Origin of the sequence: Enterococcus sp. DIV0755b (assembly GCF_051713765.1) — a bacterium.
Lineage (GTDB): Bacteria > Bacillota > Bacilli > Lactobacillales > Enterococcaceae > Enterococcus_C > Enterococcus_C canintestini.
In genome coordinates this window covers 664,547-690,414 of record NZ_JBIOQN010000001.1, presented here as the reverse complement: position 1 = coordinate 690,414, position 25,868 = coordinate 664,547, and the positions used below count along the sequence as shown (strand labels likewise).

The following is a 25,868-nucleotide window of genomic DNA, read 5'->3' as shown; positions in this document are numbered from 1 at the left end:
TTTATTTATTTGAAGAACCAAAACCACCCGTGCGTAAAGCACTTGTTTCATCTTGATCCGCTTTTAAAAAAGGTAAGAAAATCCCTTGACCGATTCTTTCGCCTTTTTTAATCGTTACATCGGTTAAACCAAAGTTAGTAAATTGGAACATAATATGCCCTTCGTTATCAGAATTATCATAATAATCACTATCGATAACCCCGACGCCATTCGTTAAAACTAAAAAACGTTTTAAAGGATTGCTGGAGCGATTAGCTAATTGTAAAAATTCATCGTCGCCCATATAAGCTTTGATTCCAGTCGGGACCAAAACCGGTTTTAAAAACTTGCTATCACCTTTTGCTTTTAATGCTTTTAAACCTGTCAGTAGTCCTTCTTGCCAAATACTTGGAATGACTACATCTGCTGCCGCTTCAAAATCATAACCAGCTGCGTGATTTGTTGCTCGTTTTGGTAATTGTATTTCTTTATCTAAAAATTGGGAAACAACTTCAAACCCTCGTGTGCGCAAATAAATACCTCCTCAAACAATTCAAAAAGAAAATTGTGATTTCAATAAACTTTCAAAAAATTTCGCAGCTTTTTTCAGCAGAAAAAAACTGTAAAATAAGCGTAAGTTTACATATTTTATATAACGCTATTTTAGCATAAGTACCGGTCATTTTTATGGATTCAAACCAATAATACGAAAAATTTCGTAAAATCCATACAATCTTCAAAAATCGGTACCAAATCTTATTTTTTTCTTACTTTTTAGTTCCGTGAACTTTTCTTTGTACTATTTTAGCGCGACGTTTCATTTCATTATTTGTGATGACAAAAAAACAACAGCGCCAATTAAGGAACGTCTTTTTACTAAACTGCAGGTGAAAATTTTAAGAAAACCAAGTACAATGGATGCAACTGACCGGCAATTGTGACAATGTGTGTCAAAATGTGACTTACTACTGTCAAAAAAACCGGATTTAAAAGAGCAACCGTGGCAGCGACAAAAATTAACAAAGAATTTTTTAGTTGAGTTTTTCTGTCGCTGATCCGTTTAAAAGGAGTATCAAGATGGAACGTGAATTTTTAACCACAGCGCAACGCATCGTCATTAAAATTGGCACCAGCTCCCTAATTTATCCTAACGGCAATATCAATTTAGCTGGAATTGATCAACTGGCGTTTGTTTTAAGCGATTTAAAAAACCAAGGCAAAGAAGTCGTCTTAGTTTCTTCTGGTGCGATTGGTGTGGGGATGAATAAATTACACCTAGACAGTCGTCCCACGACTATCCCTGCCCAACAAGCCGTAGCCGCAGTCGGCCAAGCAGAGTTGATGAATATTTATAATCAGCGCTTTTTAACTTACAGCCAACAAACAGCCCAAGTCCTATTAACCCGTGATATTGTCGAATTTCCCGAAAGTCGGAAAAATGTCGTCAATACATTAGAACAACTGTTGCAAATGGGAATTATCCCTATTATTAACGAAAATGATACTGTTGCAATTGATGAATTAGATCATCAAACCAAATTTGGCGACAACGATCAACTTTCAGCCATCGTAACCCAGTTAGTAAAAGGGGATGTTTTGGTGATGTTATCCGATATTGACGGTTTTTATTCCGGTAATCCAGCGAAAAATAAAAATGCGATTTTATTTCATACGATTCATGAAATTACCCCACAAATTTGGGATTATGCTGGCGATAAAGGTTCAAAATTCGGCACCGGTGGCATGATTAGTAAGTTAAACGCCGCCAAACGTATTTTACTAGCCGACAGCGCAATGGTTTTAGCCAACGGTCAAAAGCCACAAGTCATTTTTGATATTTTAGCCGGCAAACAAATTGGCACCCTTTTTTGTCGCGAGGATTAAGCTAATCCTTTTTACTTCGTTATTAAAATTTGGCAAATTATTAAAACTTAGCCAAAATTTAACAAGAAGTAAATATTCTCGCATTTTAAAAAAAACCTCCTATAATGAAGAAGCAATTAAAGCAAAAAAGCCAACTACTTTTACGTATTAGCATACACAATAGAAGATTTACCAAATTACCCACTAATTAAAACGGCTTTACCATACTTTTTAAGCCTTTGTTTCACAACTAAGAAACAAAAAAACACGTAATATGCACTACAAGATGAGGAGGAAGAGCATGTTTGATTTAACTGTTTTAGGCCAACAAGCCAAGCAAAGTGCCCGCCAACTAGCACTTATGTCAACAAAACGCAAAAACGAATTACTAGCCCTAATGGCCCAAGCGATTTTGGACAATGAAACAACTATCTTAGCAGCGAACCAAAAAGATTTGGCCCACGCAAAAGACAATGGTGTTACAACTGTCATGCAAGATCGCCTACGATTAACCCCTGAACGAATTGCAGAAATGGCAGCCGGTATGCGCCAAGTGATTCAATTACCAGATCCAATCGGCGAAGTCGAAAAAATGTGGAAAAATAGTGACGGTTTAATGATTGGCCGCCAAAAAGTACCATTGGGTGTCATTGGTATTATTTATGAATCTCGGCCAAATGTTACAACTGATGCGGCTAGCTTGTGTTTTAAAACGGGTAACGCGGTAATTTTACGAGGGGGTAAAGAAGCCTTTTACTCCAACCAAATACTGGTCACCATTTTACAAAAAGCACTAAAAGATGCTGGTGTTGACGAAAACGCGATTCAATTTGTGGCCGATACGAGTCATGAAGTTGCTAATCAAATGATGCGGCTAACCGCCTACTTAGATGTTTTAATCCCTCGCGGTGGCGCTGGTTTAATTCGTCGCGTGAAAGAAACAGCGACCGTTCCAGTGATTGAAACCGGCACTGGCAACAATCACATTTATGTCGATAAAGATGCGCAATTGGAGATGGCCATTAACATTACCGATAATGCCAAAACCCAACGTCCTTCTGTTTGTAATGCAGCCGAAACTTTATTAATTCATCAAGATGTTGCCGCCGAATTTTTACCAAAAATCGCCGCAAAATTAGCTGAGCATAATGTTGAGCTTCATGCTGATGAACGAGCTATGCAGTATCTGCCAAATGCGATTGCGGCCACAGAATCAGATTGGTCAACCGAATATTTGGACTATATTATGGCTGTCAAAGTAGTAGATTCCATCACTGAAGCCATCGATCATATCAATCGGTACAATACTAAACACTCTGAAGCGATTATTACCGACAACTATTTTGCGAGCCAAAAATTTTTAAACGAAGTGGATGCCGCTGCTGTTTATGTTAATGCCTCCACCCGCTTTACTGACGGCTTTGTCTTTGGTTTTGGCGCAGAAATTGGAATTTCCACCCAAAAACTACACGCCCGCGGACCAATGGGCCTAGAAGAATTGACTTCAACGAAATATATCATCTACGGTGACGGTCAAATTCGCCAATAACAATCACGACGAAGCTAATAAAAAGTACGCTAAAAAAGCACAGCAATCCGACCTTTTCTAAGAGGCGTTTTGCTGTGCTTTTGGTTATTTCTTTATATTTTTTGTAAAAGTTGGCGAATCGCTGCTATTTTTTTGTCGTCTAAATTTTTTAGCCGAACACAGCTTTTACCCATATTACTCTTTTTAAACACACCTTCGTATTGAGGCAGTAAAGGTTGACCGTCTTCTTGGGGAAAAAATACAAATTCACCGTCTTGTCGTATTGTTTTAAAGAAACTTTTCACCTGAAAAGTTGCGTAACGACCAAACTTTCAATTTTAATGGTGCATTTAATTTTTTCGCCGGCGCCAAATAGCCAATAATGCTAAAATACTACCTAAACCGAATGCTATTAGATTCCCTCTTTTTTTGCTAAAAGTTTGCTGGGTTGCTTTTTGAGGTTTATTTTCTGTCCAGTTGATTGCTGGTGTCACGAGACTTTTTGTCGGGGAATTTTTTTTATATGTAATGGTGGTGTAAGCTAAAGCTTGTGGCGTAGTCTCTACTAGTTGGCAAAATAGCGCCACTAAACTGCTGGCTAAGATGACTAGCACTATTCCGTGTATAAAATACTTTTTCATCTTGCCACCCCTTTTCCTTAATTGATTATAACAAAACAATTAGCGTTTTTCTAATTAAACAGCAGCAGAATTATTTTCATTTTTTTTATTTTTTAAAACAAGATTGATTTAACTGAGTTTAATTGTAAAATTCCACTAAATTACCTTTTAATCATATTTTAAAATAAAAGAGATGAAAATGGCTTTTCTTCGTAAAATAAAGAAACTCAAGGTAAAATTGTTTCATGTGAAACATCTTTTAAGAAAGGAAATAAAAATGACCTATTCGACTAGTGAAGGCTTATTCGTTATTTTAATCACCCTCGTTGGGATGGGAACTCTTTTAGCCCTAACAAGAAAAACTCCCTGGCACAAAATGGATATTTTTTTGCTTATCTTAACTGGAATTTTTTATCTACTCGATACAGTTTGGTGGTGGTTTGATCTTCATTTTTATTGGAGTGATATTTACTTTACATTTGGTAAACACCGTGAACAACTAACCATCTTTTTCATCCTAGCAGGTATTAGCTTTGGGATACTGATGGTATTGCGACTAAAAAGAAAAACCCGCCAGCACTAACACTGACGGGTTTATTTTTTATTGTTGTGGCAAAACTTCTTTTTGTTCGTACATTTTCTTTAATCCCGGTAAAGTTAACATCACGGCTAAACTAACTAAATAAATTACCGATAAGAAAATGATAACGGTCATTAAGGAATAGTGATCCATTAAAAAGCCAATTACGACTGAAGAAAAACCACCAATCGCCCGCCCCACATTCATAATAAAATTATTGGCGGTAGCGCGAATGCTTGTGGGATAAAGGCTACTAATAATCGCACCATAACCCCCATACATGCCGTTAATGAAATAGCCTACGATTACTGCTGCTCCTAGTAATGTCCATTTATCATGAGCTAAAACAATTAAGAAGACAGATGCTGCCGAACAGATTAGAAAAACACCATAAGCTAACCTTGGACCTAATTTATCCATCACCGTTCCAAAGGTCATCATCCCCAAACACATACCTAAAATAGTACTAATCATCCATAAAGACGAACCCGAAACCGATAAATGTAATTGTTTTTGCATAATAGAAGGCAACCAGTTCATTAAGCCAAAGTAGCCCGCAATTTGTACAGTCACCATTAAACTTAGACCAATTGTTTGCCAAGCTGTCTGTTTGTCAGCAAAAAGTAATGAGAATTTTCCGGCTTGTTTATCATTGTGATTTTGGGTAAAAGATGCGGGTTCTTTTAAGCCGCGCCGAATATCTAAAACTAATAAAACGGGAATCACACCGATAACATATAGCATTTTCCAACCAAGTAATGGAATAATGAAAGAAGCTAAAACAGCAGCTAAAATGGCGCCGACTTGCGCACCGATTGCCGCAGTCGAAGTGGCGCGGCCGAGGTGTTTTTTAGAAAATGTTTCAGAGATTAAAGACATACATGCCCCATATTCCCCACCGGCGCCAATTCCGGCAATAAAGCGGAAAAGATAAACCAGATAAATATTAGAAGCAAAAAACATTAGTAACGAAGCAATCGAGAAGATGATCACCGTTTGGGAAAAAACTTTTACCCGCCCGTATTTATCAGCTAAAATTCCAAAAATAATTCCGCCGACTAACATACCGAGGTTGGTAATGGTCGAAATAAAACCGGCTTGCGTTCCTGTAATACCAAAAGTTGTAATAATGGTCGACAAGGAAAAAGATAAGAACATAATATCCATGTTCTCAAGAGCAATCCCTGCTGAGGTAGAAACTAGCACTTTGCGCTGATATTTTGACATAAAGAACACCTTTCTTGATCCCACGGACATTTTTCACCACTTTCAGCATAAAAAGCCAATTTTGGGCAAAAAAAATTTGGGACACAGTTTGTGCCAGCAAACTTTTCTTCTTACACCACGAAGGGCTAAAAAATATTTCGTAGGATTTTTAAAAGATTTTACCCTGATTAAAATGAAATTCAAGGTACTTCTAACATTTTCATGTTAGGTTTTATTTTCTCACGTAAACTAGTTTACGCATTTAGGAGAGAAAACTTTCAGAAAATTATCTCAGATAACACATAGCAAAAATCTCATGAAACTTTTTTTCTTCTAATCAAAAAAATAGCCTTCATTTTTTCATTTGTGACAAATTGAGCATTTTTTCTGACTAACTTTTTTGCTTTAGTTCCTTTTGCTTTACTAATCGATTCACCTGCTTCGTCTTGACGAGAACTTTTTTTCTCCGTATGCTAAAAAACAAAGGGGGAGCTTATAATGTATGCGCTATTAAAGAGAATTATCACAGAAAAAGATCTACATCGGCAAATTCGTTTATTAGAACAACTGTTACATCAGCCGCAAATTACCGCCAAAGAACTAGCAAATCAGCTACAAACGACAGAACGAACGGTTTTTTCCGATTTGCAAATCATTAAAGAACAGTTGCCAAAAGACTGGCAAATCAAAACCGACAGTAGCGGAATTGCCTTACAAAGAACAAAAGAAGCATTAACCAACGATCTATGGGATGTTTTTTTGCCCTATTCTCTTAGCGTGCAATTAATAAAAGCATTGTTATTTCAACCAAATTTAGCGATTAAACCTTTTTTAAACGCCACTGGTGTTTCTTTTGAAACACTAAAGCGTCATACTAAAAAGATAAATACCCAATTACAAGATTATCATTTACAAATTAAATTAACTGCCACTAACGCCAAATTTGAAGGCTTAGAAAGTAATATTCGTATTTTTTATCATCGGCTTTTAGTTCCTTTTACCCATAATAATTACTTTTTTAGCGATTATGCCGTACACGAAGTCCATTACTTTCAATTTTTACAGCAAGTAAAAAAAGCTCAAATTCAAGCAGAAACCGAAGAAATTTTTGGTGTTTGTTGGTTTTTCATTAATACCATCCGCAATAAAACCCGCTGTTTGCTGCCAGAATTTTCATTTAAAGAAGATGCTTTGTTTCAATTATACACCCCTTATTTAAAGGCGCTTTATCAAAAAGAAGGCGTTTATTTAGAAGGAAACGAATTATTTTTTGCTTTTTTCTGTTTTTTAGAAAGCTGGAATTACAATAATCAATTTGGCTTACACTTACAGCAGGTACTTACTTATAATTATCATGATTTAACAGCCCGCACCAAACAGTTTGTCTTGCAATGGAGCCAAGATTTTCAACTACCTACTTTAAGCGCTACAAATTTGGCTGAAAATTTAATGCTTTTACTTTTAAAATATAATGAATCTCCTGATTTAGCAGATAAATTTGAAGCTGACTATCAACAATCGCCACCCCAAAAGGCTACATTTGCCACACTGCAAGCAGATAATTTGCGACTATTGCAACAAGATTTAACTGAAGCTAAGGAAAACAAGCCGGTTTATTTGCTGCATTTGATTGCGTTATTGCAACAACAAGCCTTTTTTTCACTGCAAGCAAAAACACGAACCGTTTACTTTTTATTTCAAAGCGAACCTGCCTGGAAAGCTTTCGTCGAACAAGAATTAAACGACTACTTAGGCAAGAGAATTGCATTAAAAACCATTGAAGTTACTGATTTGCCCCACTTAAAAGCCAGTGCCAAAGATTTAATCGTTTCAAATTTTCCTTTGGATCAAAGTGACTTGCCTATTTTTTATATTTCTACTTTTCCAACTAAAAATGAGCTCCGCCAGTTGGCCGAGCTCACTTATGAAACTTATTTGTAATTAGTTAACTTTTTGGACAGCCGCTCTTTTAGAAAAGCGACGCGTTAACCACTTTTCTGTTTCTACGATTGCAAACAAGATACCAACATGACCTAAGACCAGTAGTTGTTGCATCATATTTAAGCTTGTAGTACCGATCAGATTTTGAGCAATCGGTGTAAAGACGACAATGGTCTGCAATAAAAGTAATAGCGCTAAGGAAATAAACAACGCTTTATTTTGAAACATCGCTTTATTTAACGCTGGCTTTAGTAATTCCCGACAATTTAACATGTAAACAGCTTGGGCCATCACGATTGTTTGTAGTAAAATTGTCTGCTGTAATGCCGCACCTTCAAATTGTAACGCAATAAAGTAAGCCGGCAAGACCGTAATTAACGAGACATAGACAATTCGAAACAAGCTGTAACCTGACAATATGCCTTCATTGACTGGTCGCGGTGGCCGCGTCATCGTATCTTGACTGGCTTTTTCAAACCCTAAAGCGTAAGAAAGCGTAATAGTTGTCACCATGTTCACCCATAAAATTTGAACTGGCGTTAGTGGCAAGGGACGATTTAATAATAACGCAATGACTACAATCAAGCCTTGAGCTAAAGCCGATGGTAAGAAAAAGTTGATAGTTTTCTTTAAGTTATCAAAAATCCGACGTCCTTCTTTAACTGCTTTAGCAATCGTGTGGAAATTATCATCGGCTAAAACCATATCTGCGGCCTGCTTAGTTACTTCACTACCTTTAATTCCCATCGCAATACCGATATCAGCTTTCTTTAACGCGGGTGCATCGTTTACGCCATCACCAGTCATGCCGACTACTTCGCCATTATTTTGAAGGGCGGTAACAATTCGTAATTTGTGCTCTGGCGTAGTACGGGCAAAAATATCTACTTTTTTAACCGCTTGCGCTAATTCTTCATCAGTTAATAGGTCAATTTCTATTCCTTCTAAAACTTGGGCAGTGTGCTTTAACCCAATTTGACTACCAATCGCTTGGGCTGTATCTTTGTGATCGCCGGTAATCATTTTAACCGTGATACCAGCAGCTTGGCTTTCTTTTATCGCTTGAATCGCACTTTCTTTGGGTGGATCAATAATGCCCACTAGTCCAACAAATTCTAAATCTGTTAACATTTCTGCGTTAAGGATTGTATCAGCGGCTACATTTTTAACAGCAAAGGCTAAGACCCGCTGTCCTTTTTTAGCAAAACTTGAAGCACGTTGTTGCCAAGACTTCATTTCAGCAGCACTTAATTTGGCTTTTGCTAGTAACACTTCTGGTGCGCCTTTAATAAAAATACAATTACCAGTAGCTTCCTTATGCATCGTTGCCATATATTTGGTACTGGAACTAAAAGGAATTTTACCAATTTGTTTTTTTAATGGTAGTTTTTCTTCGGCTACGTAATGTAAGAGTGCCAATTCAGTCGGATTGCCTTTTAATTTTTTAACATCTTCATCGTCTTGTAGTTTCAAATCCTGACAGTTATTCATAATTTCCATTAATAACGCTTTGTTGTCAGTAGCGGTGTTCACAACTGTCATTTCATTTTTCGTTAACGTACCGGTTTTATCAGAGCAAATAACCGTCATCGAGCCCAATGTTTCCACAGAAGGCATACTTTTAATGATGGCATTTTCTGTCGCCATCTCTTTGACTCCAAGGGATAAAATCATCGTTAAAACCGCTGGTAAACCTTCTGGAATCATGGCCACAATTAACGCAATCATAGCCGAGAAAAGTAAGTTTAATTCCATACCATACCGTAATGTGGTAAAGAAAATTAAGAAGAGAATTAAAACGAGAATACCACGAAAAATTTGCTTATTTAACTGGTGCATCTTGCGTACAAGTGGGGTAGTAGTTTCCGTTACTGTTTGTAGCGCCTGATTGATTTTCCCAATTTCAGTGTCGCTCCCAGTTGCAACGACAACCCCTGTAGCAGAACCCGCTTGCACTAGTGTACCGGAAAACGCCATATTTTTTTGATCGCCGGCCATTGCTTCTTGCAAAATTTCCGTCGTATTTTTTTCAACGGCCTCAGCTTCACCAGTTAAAATTGCCTCTTCGACTACTAAATCGTGAACTTCCACTAGACGCACATCTGCTGCCACAACGTCTCCGGCTTTTAAATACAAAATGTCCCCCGAAACAATGGAGGTTGTAGGCACAGTTTCTTTTTGCCCATTCGTTAAAATCACTGCTTCTTGACTCATCATCTGCTTTAAGCCATCCAGTGATTCCTCGGCTTTTCGTTCTTGCCAGTAACTAACCAAGCCATTAACCACCACCACAAGTAAGATAATGCCCCCTTCTACCAAGTCACCGGTCATAAATTTTAAAATAGCGGCAAATAGTAAAACGAGCATTAATAAATCGGTAAAATGTTTTAAAAATTTGCGCCAAGGTTTTACCTGTTGTTTTTCGGCAATTTTATTTTCACCATTTTCCATTAAACGTTCTTGTCGTTGTGTTTTATTTAAACCATCTGTTTGGCTTGCTAATTTTTGTAAAACTTGCGTTGTCTTTAACTGATACCATTTCATAAGCATGTCCTCCTAATTTGTTGATACCCTTATTATAGGGAGAATCAGTTTATAAAACGGTCGATAATTTCAGTGAAGTCTGAAAAAAATGGGGAATGGGTAAGGACACGGCCCAAATATACTTACAAAGAAGCGTTTTGTTTGAAAATTTTCTGAAATGGCTGTATGATAACAGTGGAATTTCGTTATCAACTTAGTTGCCTTTCGTCAGCAAAACAAAGAAAGGAGAATGAATATGACATTCTATAACACAAAAACAAACGTACCTTATCGGGTAACGTTGGACACCAAGTTGAACTTGTTTATCGTTTTTGACCAACGCAACAGTAATCACTTTGCTACCGGTGTAACGATTGAACAAGCGGTTCAAGAATTACAAAAATCTGCGTAAGGAGTAAACTCCCATGGAAGATTCCAGTTATTCTTAAAAAGCATCTGCGAAAATAGTCAGCAGGTGCTTTTTTGTTGCCTACTTTTTTACTTTAGCGCCACGAAAAAAGCAGACTGAACTCATTAAATAAATCGAAAAACACATAATTTTCTTACATACTAAAAAAACACGCCTGCGCTTTGAAGTGTGAAGTGCCCCCTTAAAAGTTAGATTTGTTGGTCTACCTTTTGAAGGTCGCTTCACTTTAGAGCACTAGCATGTTTTTTCATTCTAGGACTTCACTTACAAATAAATAATGACAAGCGATAGACTTCATTTCATTAATTGAATGCTTTTCATTTTTCCAAAGGTTTTACTTCGAAATCGGTATTTGAAAGTGCAAAAAAATCTTTAGCAATTTCATTGACACGGGAAAATAACGCTGTTAAATCACAGTCTTTTTTCACAAAAGTTTGGGTCGTGCCAGCTTTTTCAAAAGTAATTTGACGCAGGGTTTCTTTGACAGTAATCTTTGTCGCTTCTTTTTGATAAATTAAAATATCATCAAAACCATCTTCTTCATAAGATTGGCGCCACTGATTTTTTTGCGCCAACGCCATAATTAAAGAAGAAATATCTAACTCCTCAAGTGATGTTGTCGTGCCGTCTTCAAACGTTAAATCATACGTCGCCATCGTAAAAGGTTGGCAGGCATTACAGCCACCTTCTGTATAAAACTCTTCACTGGTGATAACTGCTTTCATTTTGATTGCTCCTTTTGTGTTAAATTTTACCCTAAGCCTAACTAATCGATAATTTTATTTCATTATACCTTCCTTTAACTAACTTTCCCACAAAAAATGACATCGGTTTCTTTTTGCAGACGAAAACTTTGCTACAACTACTGTGAGAATAATTCAAAGTTTTCGACTTATTTCACTAAGAACTTTACAATTAAAGAAAGAAGAGGAGGGAACATGATGGCACAAATTTATATCTCAGCTAAAATTCCTGAAAAGGGCATCCAACTGTTACAAGAAAATAATGTTTCATTTGAAATGTTCACCGGTGAAGGACTAATCGATCAAGCAACGTTACAACAAAAAGTAAAAGACAGCACCGTTTTAATTACACCACTTTCCACCACGGTCGATGCCGCAATTATTGATGCCGCGCCTAAATTGAAATTAATTGCCAACTTTGGCGCCGGATTTAATAACATTGCCACAGACTACGCGAAAGAAAAAGGGATTTATGTTACCAACACGCCCTTTGTTTCAACCGATGCCACCGCAGAACTTACGGCCGGTCTAATCATTTCATTAAGTCGCCGCATTGTAGCGGGAGATCACTTAATGCGCACGACTGGTTTTTCCGGTTGGGCACCTCTTTTCTTTTTAGGTCATGAATTAAAAGATAAAACATTAGGCATTATCGGCATGGGACAAATCGGTCAAGGAGTAGCCAAGCGTTTGAAAGCTTTTGGCATGAAAATTATTTACAGTCAACGCCACCAACTACCAAAAGAAGTAGAAGAAACTTTAGGGGCTACTTATCTCTCACAAGCAGAAGTTTTAGCTCAAGCAGATGTGATTAGTTTGCATACACCTTTAACCAATGGCACATATCATTTAATTGACCAAGCAGCCTTTGCGCAAATGAAACCTGGCGCATTTTTAATCAATGCTTCTAGAGGACCAATTGTCTCAGAAGCAGATTTAATTACAGCCTTACAAACAGAAAAAATCGCCGGTGCCGCTTTAGATGTTTATGAATTTGAGCCCAAAGTCAGTGATACTTTAAAACAAATGTCACAAGTAATCTTAACGCCTCATATTGGTAATGCTACTGTTGAAGCCCGCGATGCGATGGCTATGATTGTGGCCCAAAACGCCCTAGCCGTTTTACAAAATAAAGAACCTGATTATATCGTGAATTCCTAATCTTTTTAAATAGGCAGATGATTTAAAAAAATAGTATAAAAGCTGTGACAAAAAAGCGCCTAAAAGAATTCGCCTTTTGCTTGAATTCTTTTAGACCACTTTAAATGCGTCACAGCTTTTTTGTTTTTTTTTGATTAATTTTTCACCATAAATGCTTTAATCCGGTTTAGTGCTTCAACTAAAATTGGCTTAGGAGTACCAATATTTAAGCGGACAAAGTTTTCGCCGTCACTGGCGTAATTGGTGCCCGGTTCAATAATGACACCGCCAATTTTTGCCAAAGGTTCGACAATGTCTAACGCGGTTTTTCCTGTTTTTGAAATATCAATCCACGGCAGATAAGACGCTGACATCTCCATTAATTGCCAGTCAGGCAGATTGTTTTCGATGAATTCTTTAGTATAGCGATAGTTTTCCCGAATGTAGTCTGTCATAGCATCCAGCCAGTCTTCACACTCATTATAGGCAGTAATAATGCCGACTACGCCAAATAAATTCGGTGAAGTAATTGAATTCATTTCCAAACGGTGACAAAATGTGCGCCGCAATTGTTCATTTGGGATAATCGAATAAGAGGTCTTTAGTCCACCTAGATTAAAGCCTTTATTCGGTGAAGTCAGCACAATCAAATTATCATAATAACTTTCAGGCAGTTGTAAAGCGGAAACAAATTTACCACTTAAGATAATTTCTGAATGGACTTCATCACAGACAAAGATTGTTCCGTATTGCTGACACAACTGCGCCACCTTTTTTATTTCTGCTAGTTCCCACATGCGACCAGACGGATTGTGAGGTGAGCAAAACAGAAAAATTTTCGGCCGTCTTGTGCGTAATTGTTCTTCTAATAAGTCAAAATCAATTTCATATCGGCCTGCAACAAGTTTAAGTGTGTTTGCGACAACATTAATGCCATTATGCACAGCAGCATAACGAAAAGGATCATAAACTGGCGTATTCATAATGACACAATCATTAGGTTGACAAAATGCCTGATACAAGTAATGAATCGTTGAAACCGTACCATAAGATAAGGTAATCCAATCTTTTTCTACCTGATTATTGTGACGCCGTTTATGCCAATTCATCACTGCTTCGTAAAATTCATCATAAGCATACGTATAACCGTAAGCCCCATTTTGCGCAATTTTCATAAAGGCTTCATTAATCGCAGGTGCAGCCTTAAAATCCATATCGGCAATCCACATCGGAATGCAGTCTTTTGGGGTACCAGGATATTTACTTTGAATAATTTTTTGATCCCACTTTCTCGCATGATCAATTCTTCGGTCGGCCATTTGATCGAATTGATAATCTACTTTCATCATGCCAAACTCACCATCATTTCCTCAATGCCGTTTTTCACAGTTTGTACTTGTGCTCCGATAACTACCTGAACATTGTGGTCATCTAGTTCCACAATCGCCAATGCCCCCGCTTTTTTCAAAGTTGCTTTATCCATTAAACTTTTATCTTTTAACTGCAAACGCAAACGCGTCACACAATTGTCTAAACTTGTTACATTGCTTTTACCACCTAGCGCTTCTAAAATAACACCTGGATCGTATATGCCATTGCCTTTAGTAAATGTTTTTGGTTTCGCAGTAACGCCGTCAGCTAAAGCTACTTCGTCATCTTCTCGTCCTGGTGTTTCCAAATTGTGTTTTAAAATATACCAGCGGAACACAAAGAAGTAAATGGCAAACCAGACAATCCCCACTGGAATTAATAAATACCATTTCGTTTCATTGCCTTGCATGATACCAAAAATCAACCAGTCCAAAATCCCGCCATCGGTATTACCGATATTGACTCCGATCAAACTCATCACCATTAACGCTGCGCCAGACATTACAGAGTGGAACAAGTATAAACTTGGCGCTAAAAATAAGAACAAGAATTCAGTCGGTTCTGAAATTCCAGTTACAACAGCTACCAAGACAGCAGAAATCAAAATTCCTTTGATGCCAGGACGATTTTTCTTATACGCTGTTAAATAAATGGCTAAACAAATCGCTGGTAAACCAAACATGAAAGTTGGCATAAATCCTTGTGATAAAAACGCAGTTGCTTGATGTGAAATTGGTGCACCGGCATTTAATTCAGCATAAAAAATATTTAAAGCGCCCGAAATTGGTTTGCCGTCTACTACCTGTGTACCGCCAGCTTCAGTAAAACGAACCAAAGCCAGTAAAATATGGTGCATCCCAAACGGTTTCAATAATAAAACCCCTAATCCATATAAAAATGGACCAAAAATTCCCGCACCTTGAATCCCATTGCCTAACGCTTCAATCCCAGATTGTAATACCGGCCAAGTAAAAGGAACGATTAAACCAACTAACCCTAAAACCAACACGCTAATAATTGGAATAAAACGAATTCCGCCAAAGAATGAAAAAGCATCAGGTAAGCGAATATCTTGGAATTTTTCTTGCAAAGCATAAACGATTAAACCGACGATAATTCCGCCCAAAACACCCATTTCAATACTTTGGATCCCTAGTACCATATTTTGACCAGCGATTTTCATATTATCAGCATCGGCTAATTCTCCCCGATAATTGAGCAAGAAATTAATCGATAAATTCATTGCCACATAGCCGGCAAAAGCGGCGATGGCCCCCACACCTTTGTTTCTTTTACACATGCCAAATGGAATTGCCATGGCAAACATGACTGGTAAATAGGTAAAACCAAAGCCCCCAACTGTGTTCATAAAACTAAAAATAAACTGAATAATATCATTACCTAAAAAGGGCAACTTTTCAATCATCGCCGCAGAAGTTACGGAACTACCTAATCCAACTAAAATCCCCATAAAAGCCAAAGTTGAAACAGGAAACATAAAGGTCTTCCCTAATTCTTGTAAAAAGCTCAAAACTTTTGTTCGTAGTGATCGTGATACTGTCGCTGCGTTACTCATTTTCATTCCTCCTAATTGATGTGGTCTTGCAAAAGCTTTTTAAAACCCAAAAGTAAAAATCTTTTGCAATGGTCTTTTTTACTTTCTAAAAACTGCGAATAAAAATTGTGACGAAATTTTAGGTTTAAAAGGTCACCTGTTAACTTGGCATGCTACAAGTTATAAGAAAACGCTTTTAAAAATTAAAATATAAAAAAGACCTAGTCAGAAGGTAGCCTAAAGACCGCAGTCGTCACTGCGCTTTAGAAACCCTTCTGACTAGATCTTGCCTACCGAATAGTAACACTCTAGTTTTGAAGAATACGATTAATATGAATGGTCAAAAAGACCTTTTCTTCTTTTGGTACTTGGTGACCAAAAAATGTTTCCAAGTATTGCGAAATTTTTTGCGCCCCTAAGTAAGCATGAGGAAAATCTTGAATTACTTGGTCAAAATAACCAAAATCATCCACTTGAACTTGTTGTTTCATCCCAAATTCCCGCAAAAGAAAGTATTTCAAATGCGTCACCAAACGATGATAATTAATACTATCTTGCTTGAAATCCCGCTGATAGACATCGTTTAAAAGGGCGATTAAATCACTAATAATTTTGTTAAAATCCTGTTCAGAATGACTTTCGCCTCGCCAGCGGGCATTAATGATGTGTAAGGCGATAAAGCCAGCTTCATCTGCTTGCAAATCGACTTGTGCCCTTTCATTTAAAAGAGACACTGCCCATTCCCCTAAACGATATTCCGCAGGATAAAACATTTGAACTTCATGAAGTATCGCATTGGGCAAATACACCCCTGTTTTGGCACGTTCAATGGCAAAGCTGATATGATCGGCTAAAGAAAGATAAATCAAATCATTTAGCGGATACGTCAAGTTTTGCTTAAAATGCTCAATAATCTCAAAAGCCAATGTCGACTCTTCATAACTAATTTTTTCAAAAAGTTTTTGAAATTTCTCATCGATTTGATTCGTATTGGCTACAAATTTACGCTCAACTTGATTGGGGTCAATTTTATCCCCTGTTTTTTTGCCAAAAGAAAGACCATTGCCAATCACGATTGCTTCATGATCGTTTTCCATAACGATTGCCGCACTATTATTTAGCACTTTAATAACTTTCATGATGGACCCTTTCTTTACTGCATGCTCAATTTAACAGATTTTGTAAACGGTGTCAATATGATTTTTATAACTATATTGGTATCTTTAGTTTGTAACCACCGCACCTAAATCCGCGCCATGTTGCAAGCTCCCTGTTATTTTTAAGTCAATTGATTTGATGGCATCCATATTGGTGAAGACAACCATCACATCGTTTTCTTTTTCTTTTGCCGCTAAAAAGGGTAAATCAATTGTCGCAATTTTTGTTGTTGGAGTTACGTTATCTCCTTCTTTGACGAAAATTTCAAAAGGAGCACCATCTAATTCGACCGTATCAATCCCAATGTGAATTAAAACATCCACCCCGTTTTTTGAAGTTAGACCGATGGCGTGTTTTGTCGGAAAAACACTTGAAACTGTACCGTTTATTGGAGCATATAAGGTGCCATCACTAGGTGTGATAGCAAAGCCATCCCCCATCATTTTTTCTGAAAAAACAGGATCACTTACTGCTTCTAACCCTTTTAAAGTACCGTCAATTGGAGTGTAGATTGTTTCACTCTTTTTCTTTTTATTAAAGAACATCACATTTCCTACTTTCTTTAAAAAGTTTGACCTCAGTATAGTATGCGTTTTCAGATTATGCAAGATAAAAATGGTACTTGTTTTTTTATTTCGTTCACATCATCACATTTTTTCAGTTTCTAAAAATAAAATAACAAATAAAAATCGAGCGGCAATTTTTTACAAGCAGGTTTTTCCGTGAAGGTAAAGATCTGATCGGAATTTTTTACTCATTGGTAACCTCGCAAGATTTTCATTTTGATTTAGCTAGCAATTATGGATAAAAGAAATCCTCACTCTTCAAATGATAATTGCCACATTTGTCACCTCTTTAAGCAAGGTGTATATTTTTACTATTAGCTTAAAAGAACGGAGCAAATTTTAGTGAAGAAAAAAATCATTACCTTATTTTTATTAATCCTAATTTCTGTGCTGGCTGGTTTTTTAGTGCAACGTTATAGCGGTGTTTTTTACCAGTCACCAGTTTTAGCCGTAAAAAAAGTACAAAAACAAGATGATCAGATTAAAATTTCAGGCCAGCTGGTCAATCACCAAAAAGAGGCGGTCACGCTTAAAACCGATGCCCATAGTGTCGCGGCACTAACAATTTCTTTTAAAGTTGGTCAACAACTTTTACTAAATTCTAACAAAGAAGAAATCATCGCCGAAAAACAAGATGGTGTTGTGGTGGCAATTATTTTTGTCTTTTTGAGTCTAGTCTTACTCTTAGGTGGAAAAAGTGGTGTGTTGGCACTTTGGGGGTTGGCGTTAAACTTAGGCGTACTTTTTTTCCTCCTGCGCTTAGATACACTATTTTCTGGACTACCAACGCTTGGCTTAATGTTTCTTTATGGTGCCAGCTCGATTATCATCACTTTTTTAGCCAATTACGGTATTAAAGCTTTTCGGATTGATTTAATTTTAACAACTGGCGGTATTGTATTAGGAGGATTTTTAATTTGTCTAACGGCATTAAAATTATTTGAAAACAATGGGATTCGCTTTGAAGAAATGCAATTTCTAACCCGACCTTATTTGGGGGTTTTTTACGGCAGTTTACTTGTCGGAGGTATTGGGGCGGCTGTTGATATGGTGGTAACTTTAGTATCTTCTTTAAAAGAACTTGTCTATCAACAACCCACTATCTCCCAAAAAGAATTGTTGCGCTCTGGTCGTCGTATTGCCCAAGATGTTACGTCTTCTATGATGAACGTGTTACTATTTGCCTATTTAAGTGGCGCTATTCCAATGCTGATTTTTTATTTAAAAAACGGCTGGCCATTTGTTTCCACTCTTCAATTACATTTGTCATTGGAGTTACTGCGCGCGTTTTGTGGCGCCTTTACCATTTTACTTTCGATTCCCGCTAGTCTTTTGTGCGTTATTTTAGAAAGGAGGAGAAAAGCGTGAACGTCTTGATTTTCCTTTTTTTCATCCTTTGTCTTTTAAGTTTTATTATCTTGGGCAAACCCGCCTTTTATTTAATTACTGGCATTTTTATGACGTTGACACTTTTTTTAGCCGCCATTTATTTAATCAGTCGTAATTTTGCTGTGGTGCCAGTTTTTCTAATCGTCTTACTCGCCCTTACAAGCATTATTTTATTTTATACCAATGGCTATAATAAAAAGACTAAACTCGCCTTTTTTTGTGCGATAATAACATTTCTTTTGATGTTGCTTTTTATCCCATTTTTAACCAAAATGATTGCTATTTCGGGTTTTACACCAGAAGAAATTGATGAACTGGCCTCACTTGATTTTTCAGTTGCAGTACCTTTTCAGGCGCTGACGACAATTTTAATTATTATGAGTATGTCAGGAGCTGTGATTGATGCGAGTATGGCGGTTGCTAGTGCGCTTTATGAACTGCGTTACCAAGGACAAGTTTTAAAGATGAAAGATCTTTTTTCCTCCAGTATGAAAGTCGTCCAAGAGATTTTAGGCTCAAGTATTCACACGCTCTTTTTTGCCTTTGTAGCCAATAATTTAGCGCTCATTTTTTGGTTTAGTGATTTACACTATTCTTTTGAAACATTAATCAATGCCAAAGCTTTTGTGGCCGAAATCGTAGTGAGCTTTCTAGCTGGCATTATGACAGTTGCGACCCTCCCGTTTACCGCTTATATAGGGTCAAAATATTTCACTCGCTAAATAATTCTATTGTGATCTTTAGTTGCTATAAAATAACATTTATCAACATAAAAATAGGTTGTGACAGAAGACTTGTCACAACCTATTATTTTTGAATAACCGGTCTGATAGAAGCAGCTTCTTCGGGAATAAGACGGAATTTCTAAAAAATTTGACAAACAATTTTCGAAAATTCCGGCTTATTTCTTGAAGCTGGACGCTTTTGTCACAACCTATTCACAAGTTTTTTTCTAAAGATTGACACGCAACGCCATCTTCATAATAGATATCTGAGCAAATAGTGTAGCCTAATTTTTGATAAAAACCGACCGCCGTTTGCTCCGCGTGAACTAAAGAGCGAACATAGCCATTTGCTACGCCATAATCTTCAATGGTGGTCATAATTTTAGCCCCTAAATTTTGTTTGCGGTACTCTTTTAACGTGGCGATTCGCGTGGGACGAATCGTTTTTTCATCTTCAATAAAAATCCGTCCTGTCGCTACTGGCAAATCACCATCATAAATCACAGCATAATACCTGTCAGTAGTATCTAAGTCATCAAATTCTTCTGCTAGAGGAATCCCTCTTTCCAAAACAAAAACTTCCATCCGAATATAGCAACTAGCCGCCCGTTGGAAATTTTCATTACCCAGCTTTAATTCCATTAAACCCCTTCTTTCCAGTCGTTTCCAGCCTTTTCTTATCAATTTATCTCGTTACGTAGTTATTAAATTAAGCATAGCAAAAAAGACGACAATCACAAAATAAGAACTTCATTTGTCGTAATTTTTTTAAAAATCTACCTCAAAGACCAGCAAAATATCGGACTTGGGGCTGATTAAAACAGACGTTATTCTTGCTATGCTAGTTTCATAGCAAAAGCAACTACTTTTAAAACAGGATACAAGTAGTTTGACTGTCATTTTGACAGCAATTATTGGCTTTTAAATAAATGGAGGAGTTATTATGGAAAATAATTCAATGTTAATGCGTATCTTGATGTTTATTGGGTTTCTTTTTGTCGCCGGGATCGTTTTAAATATTGTCTTAGGAATTGCGGGTTCATTGCTTGCGTTAGCCTTTCGCTTTGGAATTCCCTTATTAATTGCAATTGCACTTGTCCGTTGGTTAACTGGCGCTTCTGCAAAACATAACCAAAGACGCTACTATTAATTCTCTAGCCAAAAAATACCAGACGCAACTGATAGTGTTAGTTTTTACTAAATCTATCAGCGGGCGTCTGGCTTTTTTTTACTGCTATTTTAACCTAATGCCACGTCTAAAATCATCATAATCATAAAGCCCAACATCGTTCCAAAAACAGCAAAATGACGATGGCTTGAACTTTCTTGCTGTGCTTCTGGAATTAATTCTTCTACCACGACATAAATCATTGCCCCAGCAGCAAAAGCAAGAGCATAAGGCAAAATTGCTGTCATGCGTGAAACTAAAATGGCCCCAATCACCCCAGCAATCGGTTCAACAATTCCGGAGGCTTGGCCGTAAATAAACGCTTTTGTCCGACTTAACCCTTCTTGACGTAATGGAATCGAAACAGCCGCACCTTCTGGGAAATTTTGAATCCCAATTCCTAACGCGACTGAAATTGCCGCCAAGACCGCCGCCGTTGGGTTGTCTGCACTAGCTGCCGCACCAAATGCCACCCCTACAGCAAGTCCTTCTGGAATATTGTGTAACGTAATCGAAAACACTAATAAAATCGTCCGTTTCAAATGCGTTGGCAGTCCTTCTTGTTCATGATCTGGACCAAAGTGCATGTGGGGAATCGTTTTATCGGCTAGATATAAAAATAATCCTCCTACCCCAAACCCAATCGCCACGACAAGCCAAGGAAATTGCGAACCATTTTCTTCTGCACGGGCAATAGCCGGATCTAGTAAAGACCAAAAACTAGCTGCAATCATGACCCCTGAGGCAAAACCAAGCATCAAATTTAAAACATCTTTTTTGATTTCTTTAAAGAAAAACACTAATGCCGCACCGAGGGCTGTCATAAAATACGTAAAAGCCGTGCCTGTTAACGCCTGCTGCCACGGTTGCAACTGTAAAATCCAATCCAGCACAAAAAAACCTCCTGCTCTTTTTATTTAACTGTAGCATAAAAAGAACAAGAGGGCGACTATTTACTTAGGTGTGCCTAATTATTTGCGAAAAGCATAGACGATCTGGGTAATCCCCCACATCATGAAATAAAAACCGACTAAGAAACTTAGTGTTAATGCCGAAGAAATCGGATTAAATAACAGAATAAATCCAACGATGATTCCCAAAATATCAATAATTAATGAGAACCAGAAATAGCCATTGCTGTGTTGGCGAGCCAAATCCAAATTAAATAAACCAAAAATGGAGTCGACGATAAACCAAATCGCAAAGACAAAAGGCAATGCCAAAACACTCGCATTCATATTCCAAAGTAAGAAGATACCAATAATAATATCTAAGATCCCAACTACTAATGGCATTTTGGCTTTATAACCTGTCAAATCTTTAAAACGATTGCGCAAGAAAATTTCAAAGATCCCTTTTAAAATTGCAAATACACCAAAGACAATCACAATTGCGACTAAATCCCCAACTGGATCTTGAAAAGACATCAGGGCAACAATCACAAATAAAATTCCTAAAATCAGTGAACCCCAATCAAATCCGCGTTTTTCCATAATCAACCACCTTCTTATAATTTTTCAAAAATTTCATGCAATTTTTCATTGAGATAAGTTATCTCTTGCATTTATTTTCTTCTATTACCAATGGTACGCTTATGGTAAATTTTGGTCAAAAGTTACGCTTTTTTTGCTGGTGTTTGCCAATAATGAAGCATCTTAGTTTATTACTATAAATTTTTATCAGATAGAAACCTGACTAAAAAATACCACTTTCCCCGTAAAATCCTAATAAATCTTTTTATTTACTAGGAAATGTCCGGATAAGGTTGCAACTTCTTACACAGGCCGATATAATGCTATAAGATTGCATATATTTTAGGTATATATAGTAGGAAAAAAATTGAAATAACCGCGACCCTATCTTTATTTTGGCGAGTACGGCCCGCTGAAGTTGGAAGTTATGTGGCCGCATCTTTTTTTGCTCGTTAAATTTTAGTGGGCAATGATGCTGATTTTTATTTAGTCCCTGCTTTTGCAAAAATTTTAGCGCACCTTATTTTCACAAAACTGATCTTTTAGATACAACGTGAAGGTGCCAAGAGGTAAATTAAGGAGGATTATTTTTTATGATTACAGTAAGTGACGTAAGTTTGCATTTTTCAGACCGCAAACTTTTTGATGATGTGAATATTAAGTTTACACCGGGAAATTGCTATGGCTTAATTGGGGCCAATGGTGCTGGTAAATCAACTTTTTTAAAGGTGTTATCTGGGGAATTGCAACCTTCTACTGGTAATGTTTCTTTAGGCCCTGACGAACGGATGGCGGTATTAAAACAAAATCACTTTGATTTTGAAGAATATACGGTCATTGAAACAGTTATTATGGGACATAAACGTTTATACGACGTGATGAAAGAAAAAGATGCGATTTATATGAAAGAAGATTTCAGTGATGAAGATGGTATTAAAGCAGCTGAATTGGAAGGTGAATTTGCCGAATTAAACGGCTGGGAAGCAGAACCCGAAGCTGCTGTTTTACTACAAGGATTGAATATTCCTGAGGATTTGCATCATTTGCAAATGAAAGAATTAACGGCTGGTCAAAAGGTGAAAGTCTTGCTAGCTCAAGCTTTATTTGGAAAACCGGATGTTCTTTTACTAGACGAACCAACCAATGGTTTAGATATTCAATCGATTAACTGGTTAGAGGAATTTTTGATTAACTTTGAAAATACTGTGATTGTCGTTTCCCATGACCGCCACTTTTTAAACAAAGTCTGCACCCACATGGCTGATTTGGACTTTGGCAAAATCCAACTTTATGTAGGGAATTACGATTTCTGGTTGGAATCAAGCCAATTAGCAACAAAATTACAATCGCAACAAAACGCGAAAAAAGAAGAACAAATCAAAGAGTTACAAGACTTTATTGCTCGTTTTTCAGCGAACGCTTCAAAATCTAAACAAGCGACTTCAAGAAAGAAAATGTTGGAAAAAATCACATTAGATGATATTAAACCATCTAGCCGCCGCTATCCTTTTGTTGGTTTTAAACCGGAACGCGAAATTGGTAATGACTTATTACAAGTAGATAATGTCAGTGTGACGATTGATGGTAAGAAAATTTTAGATAATATCAGCTTTACGTTAAATAAAGATGATAAAGTGGCTTTTGTTGCCAATAATGATATTGTTACCACAACTTTATTTAAAGTTATCATGGGTGAAATCACACCGGATACGGGTTCTGTCCGTTGGGGTGTTACAACGAGCCAATCTTATTTACCAAAAGATAGTAGTAGTGAATTCGCTAGTGACTTAACGATTTTGGACTGGTTGCGTCAATATGCTTCAAAAGAAGAAGATGACAATACTTTCTTGCGTAGTTTCTTAGGTCGAATGTTATTTTCTGGTGACGAAGTATTAAAACCGGTCAATGTTTTATCCGGTGGTGAAAAAGTTCGTTGCATGCTTTCAAAATTAATGCTTTCAAAATCCAATGTTTTGGTTTTAGATGATCCCACAAACCACTTGGACTTAGAATCCATTACCGCTTTAAATGATGGCTTAATGGCCTTCACTGGTTCATTATTATTTGCTTCTCATGACCACCAATTTATTCAAACCTTAGCAAATCGGATCATTGCGATTTCAGATAAAGGGGTCGTGGATCGGGCAGAAACAACTTACGATGAATTTTTAGAAAATCCCGATGTCAAAAACCGGATGGCGGAAATTTTCGGTTAATTTTGAGTTATCAGACACCGGTAAGTTTATCCAATCGTAAAAAAGAAGCTATGACAAAAATTGTCATAGCTTCTTTTAACGTCTAAATACTATTCTTCAATACATTATGCGCTTTATTTCTTTGTGCCACAACTTTTGTTACAGCTACTTTTTTAATGGGCCATCATCTCTTGGGCAATAGTATGACCTGATAATTTAGTTGGATAATAAGTCGGCCAGTTGTGCATTTCCTTTAATAAAGCATCCTGACTTTCGTCTCCAAAATAAATATGAAAATGCGCGGTTTTAGTCGGTGCAATATTGTGATCGCTAAATTGCACATATTGGAAACGGCCAGCATCTCCTTTTGCTTCAAATAAAAAGCGCACGCCACGATTACCTTTGTCATAGGTTAAAATCTGATAACCTTTTGCGACATATTCATATTTATGATGTTCGCCGTTGACGACAAAGTCCATCGTATTGGCGGTAATATTAATTTTTTCAACATCTGTTTTGTAACCTGTCGTATAGTATTCTTTGTATTGGGCTGCTGACATATCTTGATTTAGCTTGGCTTTGTAATCAAAGACTTGATCCAACGCACCTTTTGTTAGTAGTGGATAGACAGATTGCCATTCACCAGCAAAGTCACTTAATTTTCGCTCTTTAACTGCCTTATCAGCAAAATAACCGTTCGCTACTGTTTTTTCTTCTTTTGTAGCTGCTTCTGGTTGGACTTCTTTTCCAGCTACATTTGTTGTTTTTTCCAAAGCCTGCAAGTTTTCCTTCATGACAGAAAGATAACTTTCACCATTGGCAATTTGTTCTTTGGTCAAACTTTCTAATGGATTTAAAACAGCCATTTGAACTTTTGCTTCATTTGCTAGTGTTTTAGCAATTTTGTCATTAGCATTTTTTTCAAAATAAATATATTGGATACCGTTATCTTTCACGTATTCCTTCAATTCACCTAAGCGACTGGCTGAAGGTTCCTGTTCTGGGGAAAGACCGGAAATTGCCACTTGCTTTAACCCATAATCTAGCGCTAAATAGCCAAAGGCAGCATGCTGGGTCACAAAACTTTTTTGTTTGGCGTTTTTTAAACTATCACTATAAGTTTGATCCAATTTTTTTAATGCCGTTAAATACTTAGCCGCATTACTTTCAAACACGTCTGCTTTTTTGGGATAAAGCTTTTGTAACTGTTCTTTAATAGATGTCACTTCCTGAATAGCCCGATAAGGTGAAACCCAAGTATGCGGATCTAATTCATGATGATGGCCTTCTTCACCATGATCGTGATCATGTTCTTCTTCGCCCCCAGGTAAAAGAATCATATTTTTCGTGCCTTCTATCACATTTGGTTTATCTTTTGCAAAGCCCTTTTTAGCCTTTGGTACCCACGTTTCCATATTTTCATTGTGATAAACAAAAACGTCTGCATCATGAACAGCCGCCATATCTTTTGCCGATGGCTCATAATCATGGGGTTCAGAACCGGCGGGAATCATCAACTTAACATTGGCCTCATCCCCCACAATATTTTTGGTAAAATCATACATTGGATAAAAAGTGGTGACAATTTCTAACTTATCTGTTTTATTTTCAGTCGAATGCGCCTTAGCACTACAAGCACTCAACAAACCTAAAGCCACTAGACTCACTAAACCAATCCCAAATTTTTTCATTAATCTTATCCCTTCTTCTTAAAAC

General features: G+C 37.1%; 23 protein-coding genes. 10 read left to right on the top strand and 13 right to left on the bottom strand.

Annotated features, from left to right (window positions below; genetic code table 11):
* Position 1: 1 nt before the first annotated feature.
* Positions 2-511, bottom strand: a complete 510-nt coding sequence (locus tag IGI65_RS03345; protein WP_071864390.1) for a dUTP diphosphatase — start codon at positions 509-511, stop codon at positions 2-4.
* Between the two features lie 545 nt (positions 512-1,056).
* Here IGI65_RS03345 and proB point away from each other — a divergent pair.
* Positions 1,057-1,863 (top strand): glutamate 5-kinase, encoded by an 807-nt coding sequence (gene proB, locus IGI65_RS03340; RefSeq protein WP_438773232.1) that lies wholly within the window; start codon positions 1,057-1,059, stop codon positions 1,861-1,863.
* Between the two features lie 253 nt (positions 1,864-2,116).
* Positions 2,117-3,391: a glutamate-5-semialdehyde dehydrogenase gene (locus IGI65_RS03335; RefSeq protein WP_438773231.1), complete on the top strand. Its 1,275-nt coding sequence runs from the start codon at positions 2,117-2,119 to the stop codon at positions 3,389-3,391.
* Positions 3,392-3,720: 329 nt separating this feature from the next.
* Here IGI65_RS03335 and IGI65_RS03330 read toward each other — a convergent pair whose 3' ends face one another.
* The gene (locus IGI65_RS03330; RefSeq protein WP_438773230.1) at positions 3,721-4,011 is read right to left on the bottom strand and encodes a hypothetical protein; all 291 of its coding nucleotides are present in this window, start codon (positions 4,009-4,011) and stop codon (positions 3,721-3,723) included.
* A gap of 256 nt (positions 4,012-4,267) precedes the next feature.
* On the opposite strand from IGI65_RS03330, the gene IGI65_RS03325 reads away from it, so the two are divergent.
* Positions 4,268-4,573 carry a hypothetical protein gene (locus IGI65_RS03325; RefSeq protein WP_438773229.1) on the top strand — a complete coding sequence of 102 codons (306 nt, stop codon included), beginning with the start codon at positions 4,268-4,270 and terminating at the stop codon, positions 4,571-4,573.
* Positions 4,574-4,591: 18 nt separating this feature from the next.
* On the opposite strand, the gene IGI65_RS03320 is transcribed toward IGI65_RS03325, so the two are convergent.
* Positions 4,592-5,797: an MFS transporter gene (locus tag IGI65_RS03320; protein WP_438773228.1), complete on the bottom strand. Its 1,206-nt coding sequence runs from the start codon at positions 5,795-5,797 to the stop codon at positions 4,592-4,594.
* 477 nt (positions 5,798-6,274) lie between these two features.
* On the opposite strand from IGI65_RS03320, the gene IGI65_RS03315 reads away from it, so the two are divergent.
* On the top strand, positions 6,275-7,717 hold the full coding sequence (locus IGI65_RS03315) for a helix-turn-helix domain-containing protein (protein ID WP_438773227.1): 1,443 nt from the start codon (positions 6,275-6,277) through the stop codon (positions 7,715-7,717).
* Here IGI65_RS03315 and IGI65_RS03310 read toward each other — a convergent pair whose 3' ends face one another.
* Positions 7,718-10,261, bottom strand: coding sequence for an HAD-IC family P-type ATPase (locus IGI65_RS03310; protein WP_438773226.1), 2,544 nt, complete (start codon positions 10,259-10,261; stop codon positions 7,718-7,720).
* A 235-nt stretch (positions 10,262-10,496) separates the two neighbouring features.
* Between IGI65_RS03310 and IGI65_RS03305 the strand changes: the two genes are divergently transcribed.
* On the top strand, positions 10,497-10,652 hold the full coding sequence (locus IGI65_RS03305) for a hypothetical protein (RefSeq protein ID WP_016173167.1): 156 nt from the start codon (positions 10,497-10,499) through the stop codon (positions 10,650-10,652).
* 335 nt (positions 10,653-10,987) lie between these two features.
* On the opposite strand, the gene IGI65_RS03300 is transcribed toward IGI65_RS03305, so the two are convergent.
* Positions 10,988-11,395: a DUF4809 family protein gene (locus tag IGI65_RS03300; protein WP_438773225.1), complete on the bottom strand. Its 408-nt coding sequence runs from the start codon at positions 11,393-11,395 to the stop codon at positions 10,988-10,990.
* Positions 11,396-11,611: 216 nt separating this feature from the next.
* Between IGI65_RS03300 and IGI65_RS03295 the strand changes: the two genes are divergently transcribed.
* Positions 11,612-12,574, top strand: coding sequence for a 2-hydroxyacid dehydrogenase family protein (locus IGI65_RS03295; protein WP_438774406.1), 963 nt, complete (start codon positions 11,612-11,614; stop codon positions 12,572-12,574).
* A gap of 134 nt (positions 12,575-12,708) precedes the next feature.
* Here IGI65_RS03295 and IGI65_RS03290 read toward each other — a convergent pair whose 3' ends face one another.
* The 4 genes from IGI65_RS03290 to IGI65_RS03275 all read right to left on the bottom strand — a co-directional run bounded on the left by IGI65_RS03290 (position 12,709) and on the right by IGI65_RS03275 (position 17,182).
* Positions 12,709-13,902 carry a MalY/PatB family protein gene (locus IGI65_RS03290; RefSeq protein ID WP_438773224.1) on the bottom strand — a complete coding sequence of 398 codons (1,194 nt, stop codon included), beginning with the start codon at positions 13,900-13,902 and terminating at the stop codon, positions 12,709-12,711.
* Positions 13,899-15,500, bottom strand: a complete 1,602-nt coding sequence (gene malX, locus IGI65_RS03285; protein WP_438773223.1) for a maltose/glucose-specific PTS transporter subunit IIBC — start codon at positions 15,498-15,500, stop codon at positions 13,899-13,901. Before malX ends, IGI65_RS03290 begins: the two co-directional genes overlap by 4 nt.
* Before the next feature lie 287 nt (positions 15,501-15,787).
* Positions 15,788-16,618: a PRD domain-containing protein gene (locus tag IGI65_RS03280; RefSeq protein ID WP_438773222.1), complete on the bottom strand. Its 831-nt coding sequence runs from the start codon at positions 16,616-16,618 to the stop codon at positions 15,788-15,790.
* An 84-nt stretch (positions 16,619-16,702) separates the two neighbouring features.
* Positions 16,703-17,182: a PTS sugar transporter subunit IIA gene (locus IGI65_RS03275; protein ID WP_438773221.1), complete on the bottom strand. Its 480-nt coding sequence runs from the start codon at positions 17,180-17,182 to the stop codon at positions 16,703-16,705.
* Positions 17,183-17,545: 363 nt separating this feature from the next.
* Here IGI65_RS03275 and IGI65_RS03270 point away from each other — a divergent pair, with 363 nt between their 5' ends.
* Together IGI65_RS03270 and IGI65_RS03265 are read left to right on the top strand one after the other, a co-directional pair.
* Positions 17,546-18,571, top strand: coding sequence for a YibE/F family protein (locus tag IGI65_RS03270; RefSeq protein ID WP_438773220.1), 1,026 nt, complete (start codon positions 17,546-17,548; stop codon positions 18,569-18,571).
* Positions 18,568-19,314 carry a YibE/F family protein gene (locus IGI65_RS03265; protein WP_438773219.1) on the top strand — a complete coding sequence of 249 codons (747 nt, stop codon included), beginning with the start codon at positions 18,568-18,570 and terminating at the stop codon, positions 19,312-19,314. The genes IGI65_RS03270 and IGI65_RS03265 overlap by 4 nt, the downstream gene beginning before the upstream one ends.
* A 216-nt stretch (positions 19,315-19,530) precedes the next feature.
* Here IGI65_RS03265 and IGI65_RS03260 read toward each other — a convergent pair whose 3' ends face one another.
* Positions 19,531-19,959, bottom strand: coding sequence for a GNAT family N-acetyltransferase (locus IGI65_RS03260; protein WP_438773218.1), 429 nt, complete (start codon positions 19,957-19,959; stop codon positions 19,531-19,533).
* A gap of 301 nt (positions 19,960-20,260) precedes the next feature.
* Between IGI65_RS03260 and IGI65_RS03255 the strand changes: the two genes are divergently transcribed.
* Positions 20,261-20,467 carry a hypothetical protein gene (locus IGI65_RS03255; RefSeq protein ID WP_095006149.1) on the top strand — a complete coding sequence of 69 codons (207 nt, stop codon included), beginning with the start codon at positions 20,261-20,263 and terminating at the stop codon, positions 20,465-20,467.
* 89 nt (positions 20,468-20,556) lie between these two features.
* Here IGI65_RS03255 and IGI65_RS03250 read toward each other — a convergent pair whose 3' ends face one another.
* On the bottom strand, positions 20,557-21,378 hold the full coding sequence (locus tag IGI65_RS03250) for a ZIP family metal transporter (RefSeq protein WP_071864373.1): 822 nt from the start codon (positions 21,376-21,378) through the stop codon (positions 20,557-20,559).
* Positions 21,379-21,456: 78 nt separating this feature from the next.
* Positions 21,457-21,978: an HdeD family acid-resistance protein gene (locus tag IGI65_RS03245; protein ID WP_438773217.1), complete on the bottom strand. Its 522-nt coding sequence runs from the start codon at positions 21,976-21,978 to the stop codon at positions 21,457-21,459.
* Positions 21,979-22,550: 572 nt separating this feature from the next.
* Between IGI65_RS03245 and IGI65_RS03240 the strand changes: the two genes are divergently transcribed.
* The gene (locus IGI65_RS03240) at positions 22,551-24,173 is read left to right on the top strand and encodes an ABC-F family ATP-binding cassette domain-containing protein (protein ID WP_412256645.1); all 1,623 of its coding nucleotides are present in this window, start codon (positions 22,551-22,553) and stop codon (positions 24,171-24,173) included.
* A 152-nt stretch (positions 24,174-24,325) separates the two neighbouring features.
* On the opposite strand, the gene IGI65_RS03235 is transcribed toward IGI65_RS03240, so the two are convergent.
* Entirely contained in the window at positions 24,326-25,843 is a 1,518-nt protein-coding gene (locus IGI65_RS03235) for a metal ABC transporter solute-binding protein, Zn/Mn family (RefSeq protein WP_438773216.1), read from the bottom strand.
* Positions 25,844-25,868 lie beyond the last annotated feature (25 nt).